The organism is Acinetobacter sp. AR_0276 (assembly GCF_003000705.1).
Taxonomy (GTDB): domain Bacteria; phylum Pseudomonadota; class Gammaproteobacteria; order Pseudomonadales; family Moraxellaceae; genus Acinetobacter; species Acinetobacter nosocomialis.
In genome coordinates this window covers 2,272,733-2,297,382 of record NZ_PSQO01000004.1, presented here as the reverse complement: position 1 = coordinate 2,297,382, position 24,650 = coordinate 2,272,733, and the positions used below count along the sequence as shown (strand labels likewise).

At 39.7% G+C, this 24,650-nt stretch carries 18 protein-coding genes and 1 pseudogene; 10 read left to right on the top strand and 9 right to left on the bottom strand.

What is annotated here, in order from left to right; translation table 11 throughout:
* Window positions 1–10: 10 nt before the first annotated feature.
* The gene (leuC, locus tag CSB87_RS11800; RefSeq protein WP_023188507.1) at window positions 11–1,429 is read right to left on the bottom strand and encodes a 3-isopropylmalate dehydratase large subunit; all 1,419 of its coding nucleotides are present in this window, start codon (window positions 1,427–1,429) and stop codon (window positions 11–13) included.
* Window positions 1,430–1,673: 244 nt separating this feature from the next.
* Between leuC and CSB87_RS11795 the strand changes: the two genes are divergently transcribed.
* Together CSB87_RS11795 and CSB87_RS11790 are read left to right on the top strand one after the other, a co-directional pair.
* Window positions 1,674–1,922, top strand: a complete 249-nt coding sequence (locus CSB87_RS11795) for a DUF2061 domain-containing protein (protein WP_031944325.1) — start codon at window positions 1,674–1,676, stop codon at window positions 1,920–1,922.
* A gap of 117 nt (window positions 1,923–2,039) precedes the next feature.
* Window positions 2,040–2,900 (top strand): LysR family transcriptional regulator, encoded by an 861-nt coding sequence (locus CSB87_RS11790; RefSeq protein ID WP_002053310.1) that lies wholly within the window; start codon window positions 2,040–2,042, stop codon window positions 2,898–2,900.
* 5 nt (window positions 2,901–2,905) lie between these two features.
* On the opposite strand, the gene CSB87_RS11785 is transcribed toward CSB87_RS11790, so the two are convergent.
* Window positions 2,906–3,142, bottom strand: a complete 237-nt coding sequence (locus tag CSB87_RS11785; protein WP_000164722.1) for a hypothetical protein — start codon at window positions 3,140–3,142, stop codon at window positions 2,906–2,908.
* A gap of 95 nt (window positions 3,143–3,237) precedes the next feature.
* Between CSB87_RS11785 and CSB87_RS11780 the strand changes: the two genes are divergently transcribed.
* On the top strand, window positions 3,238–3,834 hold the full coding sequence (locus CSB87_RS11780) for a hypothetical protein (RefSeq protein ID WP_006582238.1): 597 nt from the start codon (window positions 3,238–3,240) through the stop codon (window positions 3,832–3,834).
* Window positions 3,835–3,838: 4 nt separating this feature from the next.
* Here CSB87_RS11780 and CSB87_RS11775 read toward each other — a convergent pair whose 3' ends face one another.
* Together CSB87_RS11775 and CSB87_RS11770 are read right to left on the bottom strand one after the other, a co-directional pair.
* Window positions 3,839–5,278: a DUF2252 domain-containing protein gene (locus CSB87_RS11775; protein WP_006582239.1), complete on the bottom strand. Its 1,440-nt coding sequence runs from the start codon at window positions 5,276–5,278 to the stop codon at window positions 3,839–3,841.
* A 153-nt stretch (window positions 5,279–5,431) separates the two neighbouring features.
* On the bottom strand, window positions 5,432–6,082 hold the full coding sequence (locus CSB87_RS11770; protein WP_002053378.1) for an HAD family hydrolase: 651 nt from the start codon (window positions 6,080–6,082) through the stop codon (window positions 5,432–5,434).
* A 183-nt stretch (window positions 6,083–6,265) separates the two neighbouring features.
* Here CSB87_RS11770 and CSB87_RS11765 point away from each other — a divergent pair, with 183 nt between their 5' ends.
* The 3 genes from CSB87_RS11765 to katG all read left to right on the top strand — a co-directional run bounded on the left by CSB87_RS11765 (window position 6,266) and on the right by katG (window position 11,799).
* The gene (locus CSB87_RS11765) at window positions 6,266–6,751 is read left to right on the top strand and encodes an RNA pyrophosphohydrolase (RefSeq protein ID WP_006582240.1); all 486 of its coding nucleotides are present in this window, start codon (window positions 6,266–6,268) and stop codon (window positions 6,749–6,751) included.
* 84 nt (window positions 6,752–6,835) lie between these two features.
* On the top strand, window positions 6,836–9,130 hold the full coding sequence (gene ptsP / locus CSB87_RS11760; protein ID WP_004710729.1) for a phosphoenolpyruvate--protein phosphotransferase: 2,295 nt from the start codon (window positions 6,836–6,838) through the stop codon (window positions 9,128–9,130).
* A gap of 512 nt (window positions 9,131–9,642) precedes the next feature.
* Window positions 9,643–11,799, top strand: coding sequence for a catalase/peroxidase HPI (gene katG, locus CSB87_RS11755; RefSeq protein ID WP_006582242.1), 2,157 nt, complete (start codon window positions 9,643–9,645; stop codon window positions 11,797–11,799).
* Window positions 11,800–11,867: 68 nt separating this feature from the next.
* Here the strand turns inward: katG and CSB87_RS11750 are convergent, their stop codons facing one another.
* Window positions 11,868–12,920: an MBL fold metallo-hydrolase gene (locus CSB87_RS11750; protein ID WP_006582243.1), complete on the bottom strand. Its 1,053-nt coding sequence runs from the start codon at window positions 12,918–12,920 to the stop codon at window positions 11,868–11,870.
* 704 nt (window positions 12,921–13,624) lie between these two features.
* Here CSB87_RS11750 and hcaR point away from each other — a divergent pair.
* A complete protein-coding gene (hcaR, locus tag CSB87_RS11745) occupies window positions 13,625–14,524 on the top strand; it encodes a DNA-binding transcriptional regulator HcaR (protein WP_002053339.1) in 900 nt (299 codons plus the stop codon).
* A gap of 258 nt (window positions 14,525–14,782) precedes the next feature.
* Complete coding sequence (locus CSB87_RS11740) at window positions 14,783–15,460, top strand: DUF1345 domain-containing protein (protein ID WP_004710735.1); 678 nt, start codon at window positions 14,783–14,785, stop codon at window positions 15,458–15,460.
* Window positions 15,461–15,517: 57 nt separating this feature from the next.
* Here CSB87_RS11740 and CSB87_RS11735 read toward each other — a convergent pair whose 3' ends face one another.
* The 4 genes and pseudogenes from CSB87_RS11735 to CSB87_RS11720 all read right to left on the bottom strand — a co-directional run bounded on the left by CSB87_RS11735 (window position 15,518) and on the right by CSB87_RS11720 (window position 18,538).
* Window positions 15,518–16,123: a glutathione S-transferase family protein gene (locus tag CSB87_RS11735; RefSeq protein ID WP_006582244.1), complete on the bottom strand. Its 606-nt coding sequence runs from the start codon at window positions 16,121–16,123 to the stop codon at window positions 15,518–15,520.
* Between the two features lie 48 nt (window positions 16,124–16,171).
* A pseudogene (locus CSB87_RS11730) lies at window positions 16,172–16,864 on the bottom strand (helix-turn-helix transcriptional regulator).
* A gap of 70 nt (window positions 16,865–16,934) precedes the next feature.
* On the bottom strand, window positions 16,935–17,609 hold the full coding sequence (locus tag CSB87_RS11725; protein WP_004710739.1) for an HAD-IA family hydrolase: 675 nt from the start codon (window positions 17,607–17,609) through the stop codon (window positions 16,935–16,937).
* A complete protein-coding gene (locus tag CSB87_RS11720) occupies window positions 17,606–18,538 on the bottom strand; it encodes an RluA family pseudouridine synthase (protein ID WP_106105072.1) in 933 nt (310 codons plus the stop codon). The genes CSB87_RS11725 and CSB87_RS11720 overlap by 4 nt, the downstream gene beginning before the upstream one ends.
* Before the next feature lie 722 nt (window positions 18,539–19,260).
* On the opposite strand from CSB87_RS11720, the gene CSB87_RS11710 reads away from it, so the two are divergent.
* Entirely contained in the window at window positions 19,261–22,590 is a 3,330-nt protein-coding gene (locus CSB87_RS11710) for an Rne/Rng family ribonuclease (RefSeq protein WP_006582247.1), read from the top strand.
* Window positions 22,591–22,781: 191 nt separating this feature from the next.
* Window positions 22,782–24,623, top strand: a complete 1,842-nt coding sequence (locus tag CSB87_RS11705; protein ID WP_004710745.1) for a long-chain-acyl-CoA synthetase — start codon at window positions 22,782–22,784, stop codon at window positions 24,621–24,623.
* Window positions 24,624–24,650 lie beyond the last annotated feature (27 nt).

The window sequence follows — 24,650 nt, the reverse complement described above, 5'->3', positions numbered from 1 at the left end:
CCAGACCGAATTAAAATGAACGAACGTCAACAAAATGACCTGCGATTGCAGCCGCTGCTGCCATTGCCGGACTTACCAAGTGAGTACGGCCACCATTCCCTTGACGACCTTCAAAGTTACGGTTTGATGTCGATGCACAGTGTTCGCCCGGTTGTAACTTGTCTGCATTCATGGCTAAACACATTGAACAACCCGGTTCACGCCACTCGAAACCAGCTTCTAAGAAAATTTTATCCAAACCTTCTTTTTCTGCCTGCTGTTTCACTAAACCAGAACCTGGAACAATCATCGCTTGCTTAATGCTAGAAGCCACTTTACGGCCTTTAACCACCTCAGCAGCAGCACGGATATCTTCAATACGTGAGTTAGTGCAAGAACCAATAAATACACGGTCAAGTTGAATTTCAGCCAATGCCTGACCTGCGTTTAACCCCATATATTGATACGCACGTGTCCAGTCACTACGTTGTACGTCATCTTTCGCTTGTTCTAAAGTTGGTACAGCTTTAGATACTGGAATTACCATCTCAGGTGAAGTACCCCAAGATACCTGTGGTTCAATCTCTGCGCCATTTAACTCAACGACTGCATCAAAAACAGCATCATCGTCTGAATGTAAAGTGTTCCAATAAGCAACCGCTTGTTCCCACTGCTCGCCTTTTGGTGCGTAGCTACGGCCTTTTACGTATTCAATGGTTTTGTCATCAACTGCAACCATACCCACACGAGCACCCGCTTCAATCGCCATGTTACATACCGTCATACGCCCTTCAATCGACATATCACGGAAAACTTGACCACCAAACTCGATTGCGTAGCCTGTACCACCCGCAGTACCGATTTTACCGATAACCGCCAACACCACATCTTTTGGTGTTACGCCCTTACCTAAAACGCCATCAACACGAACCAACATATTTTTTGATTTTTTCTGAATCAAACATTGTGTCGCTAAAACGTGTTCAACTTCAGATGTCCCGATACCATGTGCCAAACAACCAAAGGCACCGTGAGTTGCTGTATGCGAGTCACCGCATACTACCGTCATACCTGGTAATGTTAAACCTTGTTCAGGACCAACAACATGCACAATACCTTGGCGAATGTCATTAATACCAAATTCAACGATATTAAATGCCTTACAGTTATCATCTAAGGTTTGAACCTGAATACGAGACGTATCATCTTCAATACCTGCAATGCCCTGATCACGCTCTTTTTTAGAGGTTGGAACGTTATGGTCTGGTGTAGCTACGTTTGCGCTTAAACGCCACGGTTGACGACCCGCAAGTTGCAAACCTTCAAATGCTTGTGGACTTGTTACTTCATGCAATAAATGACGATCGATATAAAGTAAGCACGAACCATCATCACGCTCTGTAACTACGTGGTCATCCCACAATTTGTCATATAAAGTTTTGCCTGCCATGTCGTCTTGCTCCATTGGACTGGGTAATTCTAATCTTTCTTCGATTATAGCCAGAGTTTCACATAAATCTAATTTATCATTTTTATAAATTAGAAAACTTTTAGGAATCATTCCCGTCTTTATTTATATTGCTCAAAAATATTTAAATCGGTTTTGTTAATGATTATCATTTGCATAATCCATTTTTAATCTTATACTCTCATCTCTATACTAAAAATATCAAATATAGGTAGAGAGAACGATGATGGCTAATATTCAAAAATTCGTTGTAAATAACCAACGTACATTAAAGAAAACCTTAAGTTACTACATTATGCATATTACGGTAGCAATGCTAGTCGCGTACTTTGTAACAGGTAACATTTGGATGGCTTTAACCTTAAGTATGTTAGAACCAACCGTACAAGCATTTGCATTTTTCTTTCATGAAAAAGTATGGGCAGCAAAAGACCGTCGTATTTCAGCTTTAAACGAAAAAGAGACAACTGCTTAGGTTAAGATTAATACGCCAAATCACAAGTTTATAGAACGTTTGGCTGCAAGCATGATACGATTTTGGCTTGGCGACTTTAGCCTCTCTCGATTTTTCTATCCCAAGTAGAGTTGTATTATGAATCTTGCAGCCTTTGAAGCTTTTGTAAAAGTTATGGAAACAGGGTCTATCTCTGTGGCTGCAGATCAACTCTTTATTACCCAACCTGCTGTTACCAAACGTATTCATAGTCTCGAAGAATATTTCGGCGTAAAGCTATTTGAGTCGGCAGGACGTGGGGTTCAAGCCACTCATGCTGCGCATTCATTATTACCAAAAGTCAAAAGCTGGTTAAATGAACTTAAAGATATTCACCACACACTAAGTCATGAACAAACACAAATACAAGGCCGTTTAAAAATTGGCACGAGTCATCACATCGGTTTGCACCACTTACCTGCTCCACTTAAACACTTTGTTCAGCAGTTTCCACAAGTCACTTTAGACGTACATTTTGTTGACTCAGAACAAGCACATGAACAGGTCCTTGCTGGTGATTTAGAGTTAGCTTTTTTAACGCTTCCTCCTTCAGGTGATGAACGTCTTAACTACATTACCATCTGGAATGATCCTTTAGTTTTTGTAGCTGCTCCATTTCATCCGTTGGCACAGCAAAAGAATCTCACTTTGCAAGATTTAATCGAATATCCAAGTTTGCTACCTGCCGCACAGACTTATACAGCCCAAATTACTTTGGCCGAGTTTGAAAAACAGGGGCTTAAACCGAAAATTACTATGAGTAATAACCCTCTAGAGTCAATTCGTATGTTGGTCTCTATTGGTTTAGGTTGGTCAGTTTTACCAAAAACTTTATTGAATCAAGATATGCAGCAGCTCGATTTAAATGTCGAGATGAACCGTCAGCTAGGTATGGTATGGCACCCTGCACGTACGCAATCTAGAGCCATGCAAGAGTTGATTAAAATGATGCAAGAATAACGGTATTAATGGCTATATTTTTTAACAAGGATATAAATCAAAGCCGCGAAAGGTAGTAGTAAAAATAGAACGCCCCAACTGAAGCATATGGCAGCGAAAATAATTCCACCAAGTGCACTCATAAACAGTAAAGCAATGATATAAATAAGTAACTCACCAAAAATAGCGGTAATGAGCTGATCTATAAATTCTTGAAAGAAACCATTGCTACCTTTACTTTTAGTGCGCTTATTTTTAGTCATGCTATTTTAATTAATAAAGTTATATATTGATTAGAAATAATACTGTAAATATATACCCTTTACTCTACTATCATTATACTTTTCGCTTAAGATTCATGATCGTGAAGAATCCATATTCAAATATAATTAAAGTCGGTTTATATATATTTATAACTTTAGCTATCTTAGTTCTAGTTACATTTATTTGGTTTAAACCGATACGTGTTATTTTCGCTCATCACCTTTCATTGTTACATTGTGATGGTCAAGTCTGTGTAGATGATCCAAAGACACAACCTCTTGCGAACACACTTTATAATCAGGCATTACAAGAAACCCAAGATAAAGTAGATGCTTTTCATCAACAACCCACTATGGTTTTTTGCTCCACTCCACAATGTGCCAATACCTTTGGTATGGAAAAAGCAGCCGCTAAAGCGGTTGGTAATTTGGGGTTATTGGTTGCACCGCGAGGCTGGAAAGATTTCTATATCACTCATGAACTTATTCATCATCGACAAGCCGAAGAATGGGGAAATATAGCAATGCTGACTAAACCTAAATGGCTGGTAGAAGGCATGGCTTATAGTTTAAGTGATGATCCACGCCCTACGTTATCGGAGCCCTTTCAGCAATGGCGGGCGCAATTCAAGCGTTGGCATCAACAAAACCCTGACCCAAATATTTGGTATACCACAGAGAAAGTTAAATAATTTATTAAAGCGCATCATCTCCAGCGAGTTGAATCTTACTATCAGCAATTTCATTCATAAATTGTTGATAGTCGTTTAGATTACGCTCTGCATATTCTTCTGCATAGGTTTGTAATATTTCTACAATCGTATCGCTCTCTCCAAGATATCCTATAAGTACATCTGCATTTCCCGATTTTGCATGGGCATGCGCTAAAGCCAAGCCACAATCTTCAGCATACTTATAGAAATACTCTTCATCCATATCCTTAAGATTAAAAGAGATTTTCATATCACGTAACTGACGTACATGAAAATATTGAGTTGATATTGAGGAAAACCCAAGAAATATATCACTTGCGGCCTGCATCAGTTGCTGGCCATGTATTACACGTTCACCTTCGTGATTTACTTGTTCTACAAATAACGGACTAAGAATTGATGGATTCGCTTCTTTCATTTGTAAAATTAATGGTTCCCGATCTGCATCCTGAAATAATGCTATGGCTGATCGTGTACCAACACTTCCAATACCAACCACTTTAAAAGCCACATCTGTACATTGATAACGATCAAAAAGGACTTGGCGATCATATTTCAAAGAGTCACGGTATTGTTTAAAGAATATGTCAATATCTTTACTAAATGGTTCATCTGCATTTGGGTGCCATAATAACGGCGCATCATCTACAAAATGACGCAAGCCTGTATCTTGGTCTTGCTGTGTAAGCTTCGGCAATACAGAGTACACCGTTTTTTTCTGCGCAGAATCAAGATCCTTTTCGCTTTTCTTTCTTAGTTTTCGGCATTCAGTATTTTCTAATAAGGTAACGGCATCAATTTTTTCATACCAAACTTGTAGGGGCGAAAGTTTTGCATTTTCTAATAAGTGCTGACGATAACTATTCAGCATTATTTTAACTGCTTTTAAACCCACTTTATCTGCAAGATTAATATCGCGTGCTGCAATCACAAAACTGGTTGCTAAACGCTTTACATCCCATTCAAACGGGGCAACTAAAGTTTCATCAAAATCATTAATTCCAAATAACAGGTTGCGTTCTGGACTTGCAAAACCACCAAAGTTACTTAAATGACAATCACCACAAATCTGTTGAAATAAACCTGAATTTAGTGGCTCCCACACTTGATCAAATAGCATCAAAGAAGGCATGCCACGATAAAATGTAAATGGTGAAACGCTCATCCGTTTTGCACGAATCGGTTTGAGTTTTTCTAAACGTCCTTGGTTACTCCAATCATAGATCGTTAAAGCAGTTGTTCCTTCTGGCCGTTCAGAAAGTTTTGAAAGTTGTTCAAGCGGTACTTTTTTCCGTTGAGTCTTACCTAATTTAAAACCCTCACTTTTACTCAGTAATTTTCCTTGATAGCTATGACGTGTTAAATCAATGCTTTGATTATTCCAAAGTTGTTCTGGTAATTTAATCTGTGGTGTTTTTGACATTATTACCTCTTTTTTTAAATTTATTTTTATTGAACTTATCAATATTTATTTTTGGATTAGGATTTTCATGGGATATAAAAAGAATGATTTAAACCTAATGAATGAAGAGTTGGAAAACCTTAAATACCGTATGGGTCTTCCAACTCTACAATCTTAAATCGACCAGTCCTGAATTTCCCAGTTATGCTCTTGAGCTAACTTTTCTAGACGATCATCAGGATTTACAGCAATTGCATGTGTTGCATATTCAAGTAAAAAACGGTCATTGATTGAATCTGAATAAGCCCAAGACTCAGACACACTGCGTCCAGCCAACCAATCGTCAAGACGCGCAAGCTTACCTTTTTGATAACATGCTAAGCCCGCAACTTTACCTGTATATTTGCCATCAACAACTTCGGCATTGGTTGCTAAAATTTCAGTAATGCCAAATTCACGGAAAATCGGCGCCGTAATAAAATCACTCGTTGCCGTAATACCCACAATGGTATGGCCTAAATCTTGATGTTTCTTAATCGCCTCAAAACCTTTAGGGCGCATTTGAGGGCGAATTACTTTTTCCATAAACAACTGATGAAGCTCAGTTAAATAGTTATTGTCATGCTTAGTTAAAAAGCCAAAAACAAATTCATTATAAGCATAGGGGTCAAGTTGCCCTGCTTTGTAATCTTCATAAAATTTATCATTCATCTGACGATGATGAACCGGATCAACCAAACCTTCATTGACTAAAAATTCACCCCAAGAATGGTCTGAATCGGTATTTAACAAGGTATGGTCTAAATCAAACAACGCCAGTTTCATGAAAATTCTCGTTTAAACTGAAATTTAAGAAAAAAAATGTAAATCTATCTCCGCTAGTCGATAGAAATTCGTTAAGATCGTAACAATTTAAACATTTTACTTTGATCTTTTCGAGCTGGACATAAAAAGTTGTTGGTCCCCGTGGTCAAAGTCAACGATATAGACAAATATTTAGGTAGCCAAATGATCGACTCAGAAGGTTTCCGACCGAATGTCGGGATCATTTTGGCAAACGATGATGGACATGTTTTATGGGCAAAGCGCATTGGTCACAATGCTTGGCAATTTCCACAAGGAGGCATCCAGTTTGGAGAAACCCCTGAACAGGCACTTTTTCGAGAACTGAGAGAAGAAATCGGCTTATTGCCCGAACATGTCCAGATTATTGCGCAAACCAAGGGATGGCTGCGTTATCGTTTGCCACATCGGTACATTCGGTCAGACTCTGACCCCGTATGTATCGGACAGAAACAAAAATGGTTTTTACTGAAGTTAACTGCGCCTGCAAAAAATATTCAGTTGAACCTCTCTGACCCGCCCGAATTCGATGAATGGCAGTGGGTTAGCTATTGGTATCCTCTTGGTCAAGTGGTGAACTTTAAGCGTGATGTTTACCGCAAAGCCATGGTGGAGTTGTGTACACAGTTGCCTATGCAACAATTACCCTAAAAATCATTTATCTAGCAAATGATTTTTATTAAAAGTGCTGTTATAAATACATTCATAGTCTAAAAAATACTGGAGTATACATCCATGTCAAACATGCAACTCGACACTCTAAGACGCATTGTCCAAGAGATTAATGCGTCCGTGAGTTTGCATGAATCATTAGACATTATGGTCAATCAGGTTGCTGAGGCCATGAAAGTGGATGTTTGCTCTATTTATTTACTCGATGAACGCAATCAGCGTTATGTCTTGATGGCCTCAAAAGGCTTAAATCCAGAATCTGTTGGACATGTCTCATTGCAGTTAGGTGAAGGCTTGGTCGGTCTGGTTGGGCAACGTGAGGAAATCGTTAACCTTGATAATGCCCCAAAGCATGAGCGCTTCTTGTACTTACCCGAAACGGGCGAAGAAATTTATAACTCATTCCTGGGCGTACCTGTCATGTACCGTCGTAAGGTTATGGGTGTTTTAGTCGTCCAAAATAGACTTCCTCAAGATTTTAGCGAAGCAGCCGAGTCCTTTTTAGTTACGCTATGTGCACAGCTTTCCGGGGTAATTGCACATGCTCACGCGGTTGGTAACATCGATGTATTTCGTAAACCAAGCAATGGACCTGCCTATAAAACCTTCCAAGGCGCTTCAGGTGCAGGCGGTGTTGCTTTAGGCCGCGCTATCATTTTATATCCACCTGCCGATTTGGGTGCTGTCCCTGACCGTGAAGCAGAAGATATTAGCCATGAACTTCGCCTTTTAGATCAAGCGATCTCATCAGTTCGTTCAGAGATTCGTTCTTTAGACGAAAAAATGCATGATTCACTCATGGCAGAAGAACGCGCTTTATTTAGTGTTTTCTTAAGAATGCTAGATGAAAATGCATTACCTGCAGAAATTAAAGATCTGATTCGTGATGGTCATTGGGCACAAGGTGCTGTACGTCGTGTAATTGAAAAGCACACTGCCCTATTTGCGCAAATGGAAGATGACTATCTTCGCGAACGCGTTTCCGATCTTAAAGATTTAGGCCGACGTATTTTAGCGTGTTTACAAGAAGAAGATTCTAGCCACCGTGAACTCAGTCCAGACAGTATTTTAATTGGTGAAGAAATTAGTACTGCTGCGCTCGTCGAGTTACCGGTCGATAATATCGCTGCTATTGTAACCTCAGAAGGTGCAGCTAATTCACATATGGTGATTGTGGCACGCGCATTAGGTATTCCAACTGTAGTTGGTGTTACTGAACTGCCTGTAAATACGCTTGATGATGCGGAAATGATTGTGGATGCCTATCAGGGTCGTGTTTTTGTGAACCCTCCACGTCGTTTACGCCAACGCTATAAAGAAATTCAAAAAGAAGACGAGCAAATTGCAAAAGATCTCAAACAATACGAGACCAAAGAAGCGATTACTCCTGATGGGGTTTCTGTTCAACTTTTTGTAAACACGGGTCTCATGATTGATGTTGTTCGCGGCGTACAACGCGGCGCGCAAGGTGTAGGTCTATACCGAAGTGAAATTCCATTCATGTTACGGGAACGTTTCCCGGGTGAAGAAGAACAACGTGCAATCTACCGCCAACAGTTGAGTCACTTTGCCAATAAACCAGTAGTAATGCGAACCCTCGATATTGGTGCCGATAAAGATTTACCGTACTTTAGTATCGAAGAAGAAAACTCGGCATTAGGATGGCGCGGTATTCGTTTTACACTCGATCATCCGGAGATTTTCTCAGCACAAATCCGGGCAATGCTCAAAGCCAGTATTGGTTTAAATAACTTGCATATTCTATTGCCAATGGTGACAACAGTAAGTGAAGTCGAAGAAGTACTTTATTTACTTGAGCGAGACTGGATAGCCGTGCAAGAAGAAGAGCAAGTTAAAATTACTAAACCAAAAATCGGGATTATGGTAGAGGTACCAAGTGTACTGCTACAAATTGATGAGTTTGCTGAACTTGTCGATTTCTTCTCGGTTGGTTCAAATGACTTAACTCAATACTTACTTGCGGTAGACCGTAATAATCCGCATGTGGCTAGCGTATATTCACACTTCCATCCATCTATTTTGCGTGCGTTGACTCGACTGGTGAAGGAATGTCACAAATACCAAAAACCGGTAAGTATTTGTGGTGAGATGGCGGGTGACCCATTATCAGCAATCTTACTAATGGCAATGGGCTTTAATACTCTTTCTATGAGTTCAAGCAATATCTTGCGTGTGCGTAAAGCAATTTGCCATGTACCAATGACAGATGCGCAAAAGTTACTTGATGACGTCATGAAAATGAATAACCCGCTTATTGTAAAAAGCTGGCTTGAGTATTACTTTAAAACGCATGGTTTGGCGGATATGGTTAAATCTAACCGCCTTGTCACCGTATAAATATTTAAAAAAGGAGAGTTTTAACTCTCCTTTTTAATTGAACTAGTTTTAGTTTTTTCTTTTTTCAAATCCCCATTTACCGTACTCAACAATTTTGCTTAACCCTTAAAATCGATTTTACCTATTAATATAGACAATTTAATCCATTTGAAAAATAAACAATCAAATTTTAGTATATTTAAAGAACGAAATTGAAAGATATTGCGATGTTTCAATGATTAAGGAGCTCATGCCATGCATCATTATTTGCAAAAGTCGAACCATTTTCCCTCTTGTTTTTTAGCCTTCATGCAGTAAATTGAAGGAATAATAAACAAAGGAAACTCATGTATTGTTGAATAAAAATGATGAGCTGACATAACAGTGAAAAATTTTTAAAACGGTTTATCTCACCACTTGTTTCCTCATTTCTTTATTCGATAAGCATCATTTTTTTAACCCAGAAGTCCAGGAAAATGAGCTTTCGGTTCCATTAAGAGCTCAAATAAATATTACCCAGAGAGAATATAATCATGTCAAACGAATCAAAATGTCCTTTTTCAGGTCATAACTCAAAACCGCAAGTAACAGTCGGTGGTGGCACGACTAATTTGCACTGGTGGCCAAATCAATTGCGCGTCGACTTACTCAATCAACATTCAGAACGCTCTAATCCACTTGGTAAAGATTTTAATTACCGTGAAGAATTTAAAAAAATTGACTACTACGCACTTAAAGCGGATATCAAAAATGTCTTAACCGATTCCCAAGATTGGTGGCCAGCCGATTGGGGAAATTACACAGGCTTATTTATTCGTTTAGCATGGCATGCTGCCGGCACCTACCGTATGGGTGATGGCCGTGGTGGTGCGGGTCGTGGTCAACAACGTTTTGCGCCTTTAAATAGCTGGCCTGACAACGCAAGTTTAGATAAAGCACGCCGTTTACTATGGCCTGTTAAACAAAAATACGGTCAAAAAATATCATGGGCTGACTTATTTATTCTTGCCGGGAATATTGCACTTGAGTCTTCTGGCTTCCGTACCTTTGGTTTTGGTGCAGGCCGTGAAGATGTTTGGGAACCAGACAACGATGTAAACTGGGGCGATGAAAAAGAATGGTTAGCTCACCGTAACTCTGAAGCTTTAGCTGGCAGTAATCTTGCGGCAACCGAGATGGGACTAATTTATGTAAACCCTGAAGGCCCAGAAGCTAGCGGTGACCCAAGATCAGCTGCGCCTTTTATTCGCGCGACTTTCGGCAACATGGCAATGGACGATGAAGAAATTGTTGCTTTGATTGCAGGCGGTCATACTTTAGGTAAAACTCACGGTGCAGCCTCTGCTGACCATGTTCATGCCGATCCAGAAGGCGCTCCAATTGAGCAAATGGGCTTTGGCTGGGCAAATAGCTATGGCACAGGTGTGGGTAAAGATGCGATCACGTCAGGTTTAGAAGTGATTTGGTCACAGACACCAACACAATGGAGCAATTACTTCTTTGAAAACCTATTCAAATACGAGTGGGTACAAGAACGTTCACCTGCTGGTGCAATCCAATGGGTAGCAGCAGATGCTGAGGCAATTATTCCTGATCCTTTCGACCCGTCAATTAAACGTAAGCCAACAATGTTGACTACAGATTTGACTTTACGTTTTGACCCTGAATTTGAAAAGATCTCTCGTCGCTTCCATAACGACCCTCAAGCTTTCGCAAATGCTTTTGCTCGTGCCTGGTTCAAATTAACTCACCGTGATATGGGTCCAAAAGTACGTTATTTAGGTCCTGAAGTCCCTGCTGAAGATTTAATTTGGCAAGATCCATTACCGGCTGCTAACGCTATTCCATCTGCTGCAAGTATTGCTGATGCAAAAGCAAAAATTGTTGCATTAGGATTATCTGCCGGTGAGTTGGTTTCTCTTGGTTGGGCATCAGCATCAACATTCCGTGGTGGAGACAAACGCGGTGGAGCAAACGGTGCACGCATTGCTTTAGCTCCTCAACGTGGTTGGGAAGTCAATAAAAAAGCTGTTGAGACTTTAACTAAAATTGAAGAACTCAAAGCATCAACTCAATTATCATTGGCTGACTTAATTGTGCTTGCAGGGAACATCGGTGTAGAACAAGCTGCTCAGGCGGCAGGTTTCAACGTTAGCGTACCATTCGCTCCTGGTCGTGTAGATGCATTACAAAGTCAAACTGATATCGAAACTTTCCAATTACTACTCGGCGCTGCTGATGGCTTTAGAAACTGGAAAAAACAGGGAGTCAACACACCAGCTGAAATCTTATTGATTGATAAAGCTCAGCAACTGACTTTGACTGCACCAGAGTTAACTGCATTAATTGGTGGTTTACGTGTACTGGGCACCAATTGGGATGGTTCACAGCATGGTGTATTCACTCAGCAAGTCGGTGTACTTAGCACAGATTTCTTTACAAACTTACTCGACATGTCGAATGTATGGGCACCTGTTGATTCAACAAGTGAAGTATTTGAAGGCAAAGATCGTAAAACAGGTGCAGTTAAATTTACTGCAACACGCAATGATTTAGTCTTTGGTTCTAATTCAATCTTACGTGCATTGGCAGAGGTTTATGCTCAAGCCGACGGTAAAGAAAAATTTGTTAAAGACTTTGTTGCAGCATGGACAAAAGTCATGAATCTTGACCGTTTTGACTTAGCTTAATTTAAGTCGAAATAATAAAAAGCCAGTTCAATTTGAACTGGCTTTTTTAATATAAAAACCATAGGCTTTTAGACAGTCAATTTATGCCCTTCTCGAATACAATAAAAGGGATTAGCAAGTTTTGATGAAGCTTTAATAGCTTGAGCTAAAGCATGTTCAGGGTCTTCCCGATCTTCATCTGTTAACTGAAAAGTTCGATAGTGAATCGCAACAGAACGATGCGCTTGTAAATCCAAATGTGCATGAACTGCATCTTGAGGGTTCATGTGAACGTAGCTCATTAGTTTACGAGGTTCATAAGCTCCAATTGGAAGTAAAGCAACACGTGGTGCGCCATAACGTGCATGTATCTGTTTGAAGTGTGCTGCATAGCCAGTGTCACCAGCGAAAAAACAATGACCTGTTTTTGCTAAAACCGAAAAACCACCCCAAAGTGCTTTATTTTGATCACGTAAGCCCCGCCCCGAACCGTGCTGAGCAGGTGTATAGACAATTCTTAACTCATGATAAGGAATTTCTTGCCACCAATCCATTTCAATAACATGGAACTCTTTAGGCAAGTAAAACCCGTTGCCAAGCCCTGTATAAATCGGCATCGCAAATTTCTTGTGCAACCATTCAAGCGTTGCCAAATCCATATGATCATAATGATTATGGCTCAGTAAGACTCCATGAATAGTGGGCAACTGCTCCAAAGCAAAACCGGCCGGACATACACGGCGTGGTCCACGTCCATGCAACGGACTCGCATAATCACACCAAACCGGGTCGGTAATAAAGTTATATGGTCCAATTTGAATGAGTACAGTAGCGTGACCTACAAACCATACTTGCCAATCATCTAAATCCGCATGAGGACGGTTCTGTGGTAAGGCAATTGGTGTATTCACACGAGTTTCGTATTCACCTTGAATATCAACATTCCATGTATAAGATTCACGAGTGACTAACCAACGCAATAATTCTTTCGATCCTCGTGCAGGCGATCTAGGCTGCTGATTATAAAAACGGGTGTCGTTTTCATGGCCCAATTCAGGATGACAAAAAGGCGGTTTTATCCATGTATGCGTCCAACAGGACTGAGTCGGCAATTGATAAGTTAATGTCGGCTTGTCTTTCATGGGCTTATTCTATGGTTGTAGCATCAGGAGGATGATTCATTCAATTTTCTATCTTAGCGATTTAAATAAATTAAGCTATGACACTTACACTTATTTATCATATAAATATCCCTTTATTTTTGTCGCCGCCGACATACACCAATCTAAAGTGCCACAAAAAAATGTTTAGATGTGTTGAGTTTGTGATTCGTTACTTACAGTTCTTATTAAAAGCTATTGTATAACATAACAATAGTATATAATAAGTAATCTATAGCTAAAGGATGAACTACTTTTATCTTAGTTATTCAATAAATCTTTTAAATTGCTTAATTTTATCAACTTTTATCGATGCTTGATAAACTAAAAAAATAGAGCAATATAAGAGTGATACATTTACTATAAAAATACTTTCCAAAGTTTTTCGCTAAAAAAATCAACACCTAAATCTCTGCATTAATAATAGATTTTTTCATAATATGAGAAAACTTTAAGTGATTTTTAAAAAAGAAATTAAAATTTCCTATGAAAATTTAAAAAAAACAGTTAATAATCGGCAATTAATATATTTTATAAATTAATAATTAAGAAAAATTTCATATTAATTTAATAATGATTTATAAATTTTCATTTATTTTATAAATATCTAAAGCATCTTCACGCTATATAGTTTTATGCTTTATACTTTACTTAAATCATAGTAAGACATTTTTTGGATTAGTCTTATGGAATTACGCCATCTTCGATATTTCATCACTGTTGCTGAAGAATTAAATTTTAGTAAGGCCGCTCTAAAACTCTATACTGCTCAACCCTCCCTTAGCCAACAAATTAAAGATTTAGAAGAAGATGTCGGTGTACGACTTTTAAACCGTACAAAACGTAAAGTCGAGTTAACTGAAGAAGGTGAAGTATTTTTAGAACATGCCCGTTTAACACTTGCTCAAGCAGATAAAGCTGTAGCGATGGCACGTCAAGTCTCAAAGGCCAAACAACAATTATTACGTATTGGTTTTGTCCCCATTGCAGAAATGAAAATTTTCCCGTACGTACTTCCAAATCTACGATTACAACATCCTGACCTGACCATTGAACTATCAAGCTTAAATAATACAGAACAACTCAAAGCATTAAAAAGAGGTGAACTCGACATCACCTTCACTCGTGATAATACCGAAACCGATGAAATCCAAAGCCAATTTGTTTTAACAGAACCATTAATTTTTTTATTACCTAGAAACCATCCTTTGGCTAAATATGAACGCATTCCTGTAAAAGCTTTACACGGTATAGATTTTATTATTCCTGCCGCCGAACAATCGAATACGCTGCACAATACTATTTTAGAATTTACTAAAACTCATGGTATTGATCTGAATATCGTACAAAAGGCCGATAGTATTTTACTCAATATTAATTCTATTGGGTCAGGTCTAGGTTGTACGATTTTACCAGCCTATGTTGCACCTCTAGGTGTATCAAATACAGTAGTTCGCCCTTTAGATGTGGATTTACCTTCTTTAGATTTATTTGTCAGTTATCGTAAAAATACAGAATCTGTAGGTGTTAAAAGATTTATTGACCAGCTCAATAAAGTGTTTCATCTTGATAAGAATCTCGATTAAATACGACAAATTAAAGTTAACTTTATTTGGCAATAATAAATTAGTTAGAAAATCTAAATTAAAGTATAAAATAAATGAGCTTAAGATTTATTTTATACTTTTGATCCATTATTTAAATTGCGATAATTTTTTATATTTTAGCTTATCAAAAATATTATTTAAAAAGACAATCAAAAGTATAAACAATATATAAAACTTAATGTTAAATTAACCAAATAGTAAAAAAATAGTTTTTACGGCATAAGGAGAGTCGAGTAAATGTTGGGACTATTAAAGCATTTGGGGCGTAGCGTAAAAAACCGACCTCACTTCTTTATTGCTTTATTCGTTGGCGTTATTGCCGGAATTCTATTGACTTGGTTTACCTCATGGAAATGGTCTACTATTTTATTAGTAAGCTGGAACGGTTCGATTGGCTTATATTTATTGAATGTTTTCAAACTTATGAAAAATGCTGATCACTCTCAAATGCAGCAGCAAGCTAAAAAACAAGATGAAAGCAAATGGGTCATTATGCTGATTGTTTTACTTGCAATTTCTATGTGTCTAGTTGCTATATTAGTACAGCTGTCTCAGCTTCCTTCTGACCATTATGCAAAATTAGGACATGTTGCTTTAGCTTTACTTACCATTGTTTCAGCATGGCTTTTTATGCACACCGTTTTCGCCTTGCACTATGCACATGACTTTTACATGGCTTTATCCAGAAATGAAGAAAGTGGTGGATTAGATTTTCCAGGGACCAAAAATCCAACATATCCTGATTTCTTGTATTTTAGTTATATTATTGGTACTTCAGCACAAACAGCAGATGTATCGGTTACCACTAGGCATATGCGTTTGCTAAACTTATTTCATTTCGTTTTGGCATTTGGCTTTAACACGACTATTTTAGCAATTTGTATTAACGTCGCTGCGGGTTTTATTAGCAATTAAAGCTTTTGATTAAAAAACAAAAAGCCACCTTAAAAGGTGGCTCGAAGCAGCATAGGTTTACAATAATCCGCCCATACTGCTTTGTTTTAACCCTTCACGTTGTTTGATCGTTTCAACATAACGTGTAATGGTAGGGTGTGATTCAATCGTGTTCATTTTCAACTGCCATAACAACATCGCGCCCACGCTGACATCTGCTGCCGTAAACTGTTCACCACATAAGTATGGATTAGCCTCACTCAGCCCTTGAATCAAAGCTTGGTAAGCATCGTTGTAATCACCATAACTCACAAACATTTTTTGCTCAGGAGATACTTTTATTCCTAGAGCTTTATCAACGCCAGCAGCTTCCCAAGGACCTGCCATCATAAATAACCAACGATAGTACAAACCACGCTTCGGATCATTCAAGGCTGGTGCCAAGCCTTTGTCACTAAACTTGTCCGTAAGATATGCGCAAATTGCCCCTAACTCATAAATAACAACATCGCCATCTACCAATACAGGTACTTTTCCAAAAGGATTAATTTTTAAATATTCTGGCGACTTCATCTCGGTTCGGTATGCAACTTCAATACGTTCACATTCAACACCAAGCTCGACTAAAAGCCAGTCGATCACTACACCACGCGATTCTTTGTTAGTATAAAGTTTAAGGCTCATTTTTATGGCTCCTTGTTTATCGTGGTTCTAGTCTACAAATATCTTTTGTCAGTTTTTGTCAGTAGTCTGCGATTCTTGTGCCCACCACTGCTGGAAGAGTTGCTGCTTAAATGATGGATATACTTCTTGGGTTAAACTTAAGTGTTGAATACGATCCATTCTAAAATGTCGAAAGTCCTGTCTTAATTCACACCATGCGGCCAACACAATTTTGTCATTAAAGTATCCCAAGGCAAAAGGCCACTAGGTTCGAACACTACTTCGTTGTTGTTCATCATGATAATGCATTGTAATTTTGACTTGCTGCCGAATGGCTAAACGTACTTGTTCAACCTGATTTTTATCTACAGGCAGCCATGTGTTAAACGCTCTTAAGGTTGTTTGCTGTAATAAATATTGGCGATGTTCAGGCAGAACAGAATTTAATTTAGCTAAGATTGATGTAGAAGCCGATTGTAATGATTGATCGGGTACACTCTTCAACCAATACAACGCCAGAAAAATAGCTTCAACTTCATTTTCATTGAGCGTCATTGGTGGCAATACTATGTCTTCTTTAAGCTGAAATCCTAAACCCGCTGATGCATCGATTCTCACACCTTGGGCACGTAGACTATCAATATCACGATAAATACTACGAACACTAATTCCCATACGCTCAGCTAAGACGTGTGCAGTCACTGGATAACGGGATTCACGAAGTTGCTGTAAAAGATTTAATAAACGAATAGAACGGCTCATTTTTCTCGTCTTATTGTTATTGGACATACAATAAGAGGGAATAAATTCCCCCTTCTTATATCATTCTAAATTACGCTACATCTGCATTAGATAACTTTGCATACTCTCTTAAAAAGTTGTGCAGCTCAGGTACATCTTTAGCAATCGTTAAAGGCTGGAACTGTTGTAGAACTTCGATCGAATGCACACCATAGCCAACACCAATACGTGGCATACCTAAACGCTGTGCCATCTCAAGATCATAGCTACTATCACCAATCATTATGGCGCGCTCGACGCTTACCCCTGTTACATTCAAGATTTCTTGTAACATAAGCGGGTCTGGTTTTGAACGGGTTTCATTGGCTGCTCGAGTAACATCAAACAGATGAGTACTTTGTGTTTTTGCAATCACACGGTCTAATCCACGGCGGTTTTTACCTGTTGCTACCGCAAGTTTTAAACCTTGAGCTTTTAAGTCATGAAGTAACTCAGAAATACCTTCGAACCATGCATCATTTGTCGAGTTGGCAATATAGTGATCGCCATATGCTTTTAAAATCGATTCATGTAGCTCTGGTGTTTCCGGAAATAAAGTTTGCATCACTTCCGGTAAACCTAAACCGATAATACTTTTTGCGGCTTCATCCGTTAGCGTTAACTCATGCTGCTCGGCCGCATGCTGTAAACTTGCCACAATCTGACCAACAGAATTATATAAAGTACCATCCCAGTCAAAAATCACTAATTCGGTTTTCAGACTCATTTTGCTACTCTCAAAGCCTCTAATAACTGGATCATGTCTTCTGGTAACGGTGCTTCAATCGTTGGATAACCCGGAATATCTAAACGCATGGCATGCAAACACAAACGGCGTGCTTCAGGCCCCGCATAAGCAGTGTTGTGACCATATTTATCGTCACCCAGCAAAGGATGTCCAATACTTAAACCATGTACACGAATTTGATGGGTACGACCTGATAAAGGCGAAGCATGAACCAGTGTGGCATTTTTAAAGCGCTCTGCAACCACCCATTCGGTTTTACTTGGCTTACCTTCTTTAGATACACGTACGCGACGCTCGCCATTTGTTAACTCATAGCGAAATAGAGGAGCATCAATGAGTTGTTTATCAAGACTTACCTGACCTTTTACAATAGCGGCATAGGTCTTACGAATTTTGTGTTCACGCAACATATCTTGTAGCAACTTTAAAGTGCTACGCTTTTTACTAATCATGACCAGACCAGAAGTGTCACGGTCAATACGATGAATCAGTTCTAAATATTTTTTACCTGTTGCCGCGCGTAGTGCCTCAATCAAACCATACGCCACGCCACTACCGCCATGTACGGCAATACCTGAAGGTTTATTTACAACTAATAGGCCTTCATCTTCGTAAACCACACGGCTTAATAAACCTTGAGCTACACTGTCGCTTACAGGAACAGCAGTTTCATCTTTTTGTTCATAGCGAATAGGCGCAACGCGAATCTGGTCCCCAATTGTAAGTTTGGTCTCGGCTTTAATACGTTTTTTATTCACGCGAACCTGACCTTCACGAATCAAACGATAAATTCGACTCTTTGGTACACCCTTCAAACGTGAAAACAGGAAATTATCGATTCGTTGTCCTGCTTGATGCTCATCCACCTCAAACCAAGTGACACTTTGCCATTGCTGTGTAGAATTCATACTAATATTTAAACCTGAAATTTTACGAAATTTGATTAATAAATGACCGATTAGCTTAGTTTTTTCACAAGAAATCTAAGCTTAGCCCATAGGCAGATGCTGCAAGGTTTGATATAGTCAGCGCACGGATACCACCGTAAGTGAACATCTAAAGGGAAATTTCCCTGATTGAAACCTCAATCAAAATGATGCTTTCATCACCAGCTCGGACAGGTCCTAAAGAATTATGCCGACGCCGAAGGCTTATTATATCGGCAAAATGACAAACTGTTGCGTTTAATTCAGTTTGTTCAAAAAAATATGTTACCAACTCTAGTTGGTTATGGAACGTAAACTGATACACATCAGACAAATCGATCCTTAATGTTGCCTTCAGGCTAAAGCGTTGATGCATTGGAACTGCCGAAAGCACCGATACGATGAGCATTCCGTATCAAACTTCCAATAAAGAAGTCACTTCGCGCCCAATGACAGTGAAAGTCATTAACCAATGCACCGCTCACCCGCCAGTGAAGCAAAAGGGAATTCCGATTTAAAGGTTGAAGCAGTATTGCCTACATCACAGACGAGAATCGAAGCTAAGGCTAAATGTAGCCGGTAACAGATGACTCAGACCACAAGTATTTTGAGATCTGGGAAATGATCCGTCATGTTCGATGTTCGTTCAGAACCTTTAAGTTTGTTTGGTTTGTTTGTGTGAGTCACTATTAGGTGTCACACCCATGAAACGTATGTTGATTAATGCAACTCATGCCGAAGAAGTTCGCGTTGCACTTATCACTGGTAATCGTCTTTACGATTTTGATTTAGAGAATCGTACCCGAGAACAGAAAAAATCCAATATCTATAAAGGCCATGTCACCCGCGTAGAACCTTCATTAGAAGCTGTTTTTGTTGAATACGGCGCAGGTCGTCAAGGCTTCTTATCTATGCGTGAAATTGCGAACAGCTATTTTCAGGCAGACCCACGTCAAACTTCAAACATTCGTGAACTTATTACTGAAGGCACAGAGCTTTTAGTTCAGGTTGAAAAAGAAGAACGTGGTAATAAAGGTGCAGCCCTTTCTACTTTTATTTCTCTTGCAGGCCGTTATTTGGTTCTTATGCCAAACAACCCGAAAGGTGGTGGTATTAGCCGTCAAATTTCAGGTTCAGTGCGTGAAGAGTTAAAAGAAATCTTAGCGTCTTTAAATGTACCTCGTGGTATGAGTGTTATTGTACGTACCGCTGGTATTGGCCGTACTCAAGAAGAATTACAACTCGACTTACAACACTTGCTTGACCTTTGGGCACAAATTCAAAGTACAGCAAGCTCAGGCCCTTCTCCGATGCTTGTTCATCAGGAAGCTGGCGTTGTAACACGTGCGATTCGTGATTACTTACGTGATGACGTTGCTGAAATCTTAATTGATAGCGAACAAGCTTATAACGAAGCATATAACTTTGTTAAAGCAGTAATGCCACGTCAATTAGACAAATTAAAAACTTATACTTTAAACGAGCCATTATTCGCTCATTTTGGTATTGAAAGCCAAATTCAAACTGCTTACGAACGTGAAGTAAAACTTCCTTCTGGCGGTTCAATCGTGATTGACCAGACTGAAGCTTTAGTTTCAATCGACATTAACTCTGCGAAATCAACTCGCGGACATGATGTTGAAGAAACTGCACTGAATACAAACCTTGAAGCAGCAGAAGAAATTGCTCGTCAACTTCGTCTTCGTGACATTGGCGGTTTAGTTGTGATCGACTTCATCGATATGACTAAAGAACGCAATCAACGTATGGTTGAAGCAAAACTTCGTGAAGCAACCCAAAGCGATCGTGCCCGTATTCAGTTCGGTCAGTTGTCTCGTTTTGGCTTAATGGAAATGAGCCGTCAACGCTTACGCCCATCGCTTGAAGAAGCAACAGGTTATGTATGCCCTCGCTGTCATGGTACAGGCATGGTTCGTGACTTACGTTCACTTTCTCTTTCAATCATGCGTAAAGTTGAAGAGATTGCTCTTCGTGAACGTCATGGTGAAGTTCAGGTTGAAGTTCCAGTTGAAATTGCAGCCTTCTTGCTTAATGAAAAACGCCATAGTTTGGTGTATTTAGAGCAAACTTCTGGTGTACGTGTAACAGTATTACCTCACCCGCACTTAGAAACTCCACATTACGAAATTGCTTATAACCCAGATGGTTTTGCTCCATCTAGCTATGAACGTACTGAAGCAACTCGCTCTAGTGAGAAAGAGTTAGGTTATGAGTCTTCTGAATGGCATTTAGAAGAAGCAGATCATGCTCATGTAACAGCTCCTGCTTCAAAAAATGGTTCTGCTCAGAAAAAGACAAGTCATACAACTCAACCTGTAGTACAGCAACCTGCAGCTCAAAAAGCAGCAAGTCCTTGTGCATGGTTAGAAAACTTATTTGTTCAAAAACAAGCGCAAACTGTTGATCAATCTCGTTCAGCACAAAACGCTGCTGCTGCGATTGAGCAAATGGTAAATACGGGTGCTGTTAGCCGTGGTCAGTTCGGTCAAGTAGCCGTACCTGCTGTTGCAGAAGTTGCGCCAGTTCAAACAAATAACGCTTATATTTCACAGTCACCTGTGAAACAAGAAGTTCGTGAACATGTTGAAAAAGACGATAAATCTCAGCAACAACGTCAGAACAACAAAAAGCGTAAACATAAAGAGCAACGTGAGCAGCATCACCAATCTCATGAACAGCAACATCAAGTGCATGAAGAAGTGGTTCAGTTGTCACGCCAAGAGCAACGTGAGTTAAAACGTCAGCAAAAACGTCAACAACAGCAAGATCAGCAACATCAAAATAATGATGTACAACAAACTGAAAATGTTGTTCCACGTCGTGATCGCAATAATCAACAGCGTCCGAACCGTCCAAATCGCCACCGCGATCCAAGCGTATTAAATGAAAATCAAAATACGCCGGCACCAGTTGTTGTTGATGAAAAACAAGTTAAAGTTGATGTGATTGATGCACCTAAGCATGATGTCATGAACACTGCTTTAATTATTAATGTTGATCAAGGTCAAAGCGAGATTGTGGCGCTTACACCTGAACGCCAAGTTGAGCGTGTTGAGTCTGCTCCTGCTGAAGTTGCTCCGGAGTCAACACCAGCTCCTGTTGCAGAAGAGAAAGCAGTTGTTGCTGAAGCAAAAAATGAAGCTCAGCCAACTGAACAAGCTGCTCAGCCACAAATCCAACGTGCTAGCAATGACCCACGTATGCGTCGTCGTCAGCAACGTGAGGCTAAACAAGCCAAAGCTGCTGCGCCATCTATTGCGCCATCGCAAATACCAACTTTGGCACAACACACGATTGGTAGCTTAATTCGTCATGTATATGGCGAAGACTGTACCGTATTGATTGAACAATTTGGTTTAGTACCAACGTTTAATCGTGCATTGCAAAAGTTTGCAGAACAGTATGCAAGTACTTTAGTGGTTGAAGTAACTTCTAAAACAGAAGAGAAAAAGCCTGTAACTCGTGATGCAGAACTTCCAAGCCATAAACCGGCTGAAGAAGCAGAACCAGCACCAGTACTTCCACTTACTCCATCGCAAGCACCGACTCCACGTGTTGCAAATGACCCGCGTGAACGTCGCCGTTTAGCAAAATTAGCTGCGGAGCAAGCATTTGAGCAAGTGAAACAACAACATTCTGCTCAAGAAGAAGTTGTAACTCCTACTCCTGTAGCAGAAGAAACTGTTGCTACTGCACCAGCTGAAACACAAGCTACTGCTGAACCAGAACAGCAACCGCTTGAACTTAATCAGTCAACTGAAGTTGCACAGCCTGAAGCTGCCCCTGTAGAAGAAAAAACTACAGAAAAAGTAGCTGAAGCTCCTGTAGCAAAAGAACCTGCGCCATCAAAAGCAGCAAGCAAAGCGAAAGCAGCTCCTGAAGAAACAGCGGCTCCGACTGAAGCGGCAGCTGATGCTGAAACAGAAGACGCTAAAGCCGACAAGGATAAACCAAGTCGTCCTCGCCGTCCTCGTGGCCGTCCGCCAAAAAAAGCTAATCCTGTAGCTGAGTAAGCCATTTGCTCAATTGCAGCTAATTTAAACAAACCTAGTCATTTCGATGACTAGGTTTTTTTTGTTATTTTTAACCAATTAGGTTGATTGCACTAGAAGAAAAGTTTTAAAAGCATGGTGAACCATGAAAACTATTGGACTTTTTGCCCCACAACCTTTTTTGGATTGATCGAAAAATAAATAGGATTGATATGAGCCAGACAACACAGACCGATATCATTACGCTTGGTGATGTTGCCACAAGACTTCCTAGCTTCATTCCCAAAGTACCCCATATCCTAAATGGTCTTAGACAGGCTTATTTAAGAACATCACATACTCCAACAGGTTTGGGTATTGCTTTTGAAAAAGCTGTTAAGCGAAATCCTAAAGGCGCGGCATTATTATTTGAAGATCAAAGTTATTCTTATGAAGCTTTAAATGAATGGGCAAACCAGATTTCCCATTACTATCTCTCCTTGGGAGCACATAAGGGTGACGTCATTGCTGTAATGATTGAAAACCGCTCTGAGCTAATCGCAACAATTATTGGTTTAGCCAAGATTGGAGTCACGATTGCGCTTGTGAATACATCACAAGTCGGTAAGGTTCTTGCTCATAGCATCAATCTGGTAAAGCCAATTGCTGTTATTGCGGGTGAAGAAGTTCGTGCTGCTATTGACGAAATTCGTCAGGATTTAAATGTTCCTAAAGATCGTTTCCACTGGTTCGCAGATCAGGCAACCCGTCAAAATTCGGGTACAGCACCTCAAGGTTATATCAATCTAGCTGATCAAATTGATCAATTTCCAAAATTTAACCCATCCACTACCCATTCTGTGACTGGTAATGATGGCCTGTTTTATATTTATACCTCTGGTACAACAGGTTTACCAAAGGCGGTTATTTTCAAGCACAGTCGCTGGACATTAGCGTATGGTACTTATGGCCATATCTTAAACTTGGGACCAGATGACGTTATGTACGTCACCTTACCGCTTTACCATGCAACAGGTGTGGTGGTTTGCTGGTGTGGTGTAATTGCTGGAAGTGCAACCCTTGCAATTCGTCGTAAATATTCGACTAGCGCATTCTGGAAAGACGTTCAAAAATTTAATGCGTCTGCAATTGGTTATGTCGGTGAACTTTGTCGCTACTTAATGGATGCCCCTGTTACGGAACTTGACCGTAACCATCGTGTTACCAAAATGATCGGTAACGGCATGCGCCCAAATATCTGGGACAAGTTCAAACAACGTTTCGGTGTTAAAGAAGTGCTTGAGCTTTATGCATCGAGCGAAGGTAACGTTGGATTTAGCAACATTTTCAACTTTGACAACACAGTTGGCTTCTCTCCTACACCATATGCCATTGTTCAGTTCGATAAAGAAAAAAATGAACCAATCCGCGATAAAAACGGCTGGTGTCAAAAAGTTAAAGCAGGTGAAGTGGGCCTTTTAATTGGCAAAATTACTAGCCGCTCTCCATTTGATGGCTACACCGACCCTGAAAAGAACAAGTCTGTGATCTGGAAAGATGTGTTCAAAAAAGGCGACTCTTATTTCAACACTGGTGATTTAGTTCGAGATATCGGTTTCCGTCATGCTCAGTTTGTGGACCGTCTAGGCGACACTTTCCGCTGGAAAGGTGAAAACGTATCGACCACTGAAGTGGAAAACATGGTGTGTGAATACGAAAAAATTGCTGAAGCTGTTGTGTATGGTGTAGAAATTCCAAATACCAACGGCCGTGCTGGTATGGCAGCAATTACGCTGGCAGATGGTGAAGAGTTAAATGATGCAGATTTAACCGAAATGGTCACTGTGTTTAAGAAGTGTTTGCCTGCTTATGCTGTACCGGTATTTTTACGTGTACAAAAAAAGGTCGAAACAACAGGCACATTTAAATATCAGAAGAATAAACTGAAAGAAGATGCGTTTAATCCGAGCAAAACTTCTGAACGTTTACTCGCTTTATTGCCTGGTGCAAGCAGTTACTGTGACATCACAACTGAAATTTTTGACAACATTCAGGCATATAAATACCGTTTTTAGTTCATTTTTTAGCTAAACAAGAGGAAA

What these genes read in the sequence shown, in the direction of transcription:
- CSB87_RS11770 (WP_002053378.1), bottom strand. Translation starts at nt 6,082, where the DNA reads ATGAAACTGGCGTTGTTTGATTTAGACCATACCTTGTTAAATACCGAT.
- CSB87_RS11750 (WP_006582243.1), bottom strand. Translation starts at nt 12,920, where the DNA reads ATGAAAGACAAGCCGACATTAACTTATCAATTGCCGACTCAGTCCTGT.
- CSB87_RS11775 (WP_006582239.1), bottom strand. Translation starts at nt 5,278, where the DNA reads ATGTCAAAAACACCACAGATTAAATTACCAGAACAACTTTGGAATAAT.
- CSB87_RS11765 (WP_006582240.1), top strand. Translation starts at nt 6,266, where the DNA reads ATGATCGACTCAGAAGGTTTCCGACCGAATGTCGGGATCATTTTGGCA.
- CSB87_RS11740 (WP_004710735.1), top strand. Translation starts at nt 14,783, where the DNA reads ATGTTGGGACTATTAAAGCATTTGGGGCGTAGCGTAAAAAACCGACCT.
- CSB87_RS11735 (WP_006582244.1), bottom strand. Translation starts at nt 16,123, where the DNA reads ATGAGCCTTAAACTTTATACTAACAAAGAATCGCGTGGTGTAGTGATC.
- CSB87_RS11785 (WP_000164722.1), bottom strand. Translation starts at nt 3,142, where the DNA reads ATGACTAAAAATAAGCGCACTAAAAGTAAAGGTAGCAATGGTTTCTTT.
- ptsP (WP_004710729.1), top strand. Translation starts at nt 6,836, where the DNA reads ATGTCAAACATGCAACTCGACACTCTAAGACGCATTGTCCAAGAGATT.
- hcaR (WP_002053339.1), top strand. Translation starts at nt 13,625, where the DNA reads ATGGAATTACGCCATCTTCGATATTTCATCACTGTTGCTGAAGAATTA.
- katG (WP_006582242.1), top strand. Translation starts at nt 9,643, where the DNA reads ATGTCAAACGAATCAAAATGTCCTTTTTCAGGTCATAACTCAAAACCG.
- CSB87_RS11790 (WP_002053310.1), top strand. Translation starts at nt 2,040, where the DNA reads ATGAATCTTGCAGCCTTTGAAGCTTTTGTAAAAGTTATGGAAACAGGG.
- CSB87_RS11780 (WP_006582238.1), top strand. Translation starts at nt 3,238, where the DNA reads ATGATCGTGAAGAATCCATATTCAAATATAATTAAAGTCGGTTTATAT.
- CSB87_RS11705 (WP_004710745.1), top strand. Translation starts at nt 22,782, where the DNA reads ATGAGCCAGACAACACAGACCGATATCATTACGCTTGGTGATGTTGCC.
- CSB87_RS11710 (WP_006582247.1), top strand. Translation starts at nt 19,261, where the DNA reads ATGAAACGTATGTTGATTAATGCAACTCATGCCGAAGAAGTTCGCGTT.
- CSB87_RS11795 (WP_031944325.1), top strand. Translation starts at nt 1,674, where the DNA reads ATGGCTAATATTCAAAAATTCGTTGTAAATAACCAACGTACATTAAAG.
- leuC (WP_023188507.1), bottom strand. Translation starts at nt 1,429, where the DNA reads ATGGCAGGCAAAACTTTATATGACAAATTGTGGGATGACCACGTAGTT.
- CSB87_RS11720 (WP_106105072.1), bottom strand. Translation starts at nt 18,538, where the DNA reads ATGAATTCTACACAGCAATGGCAAAGTGTCACTTGGTTTGAGGTGGAT.
- CSB87_RS11725 (WP_004710739.1), bottom strand. Translation starts at nt 17,609, where the DNA reads ATGAGTCTGAAAACCGAATTAGTGATTTTTGACTGGGATGGTACTTTA.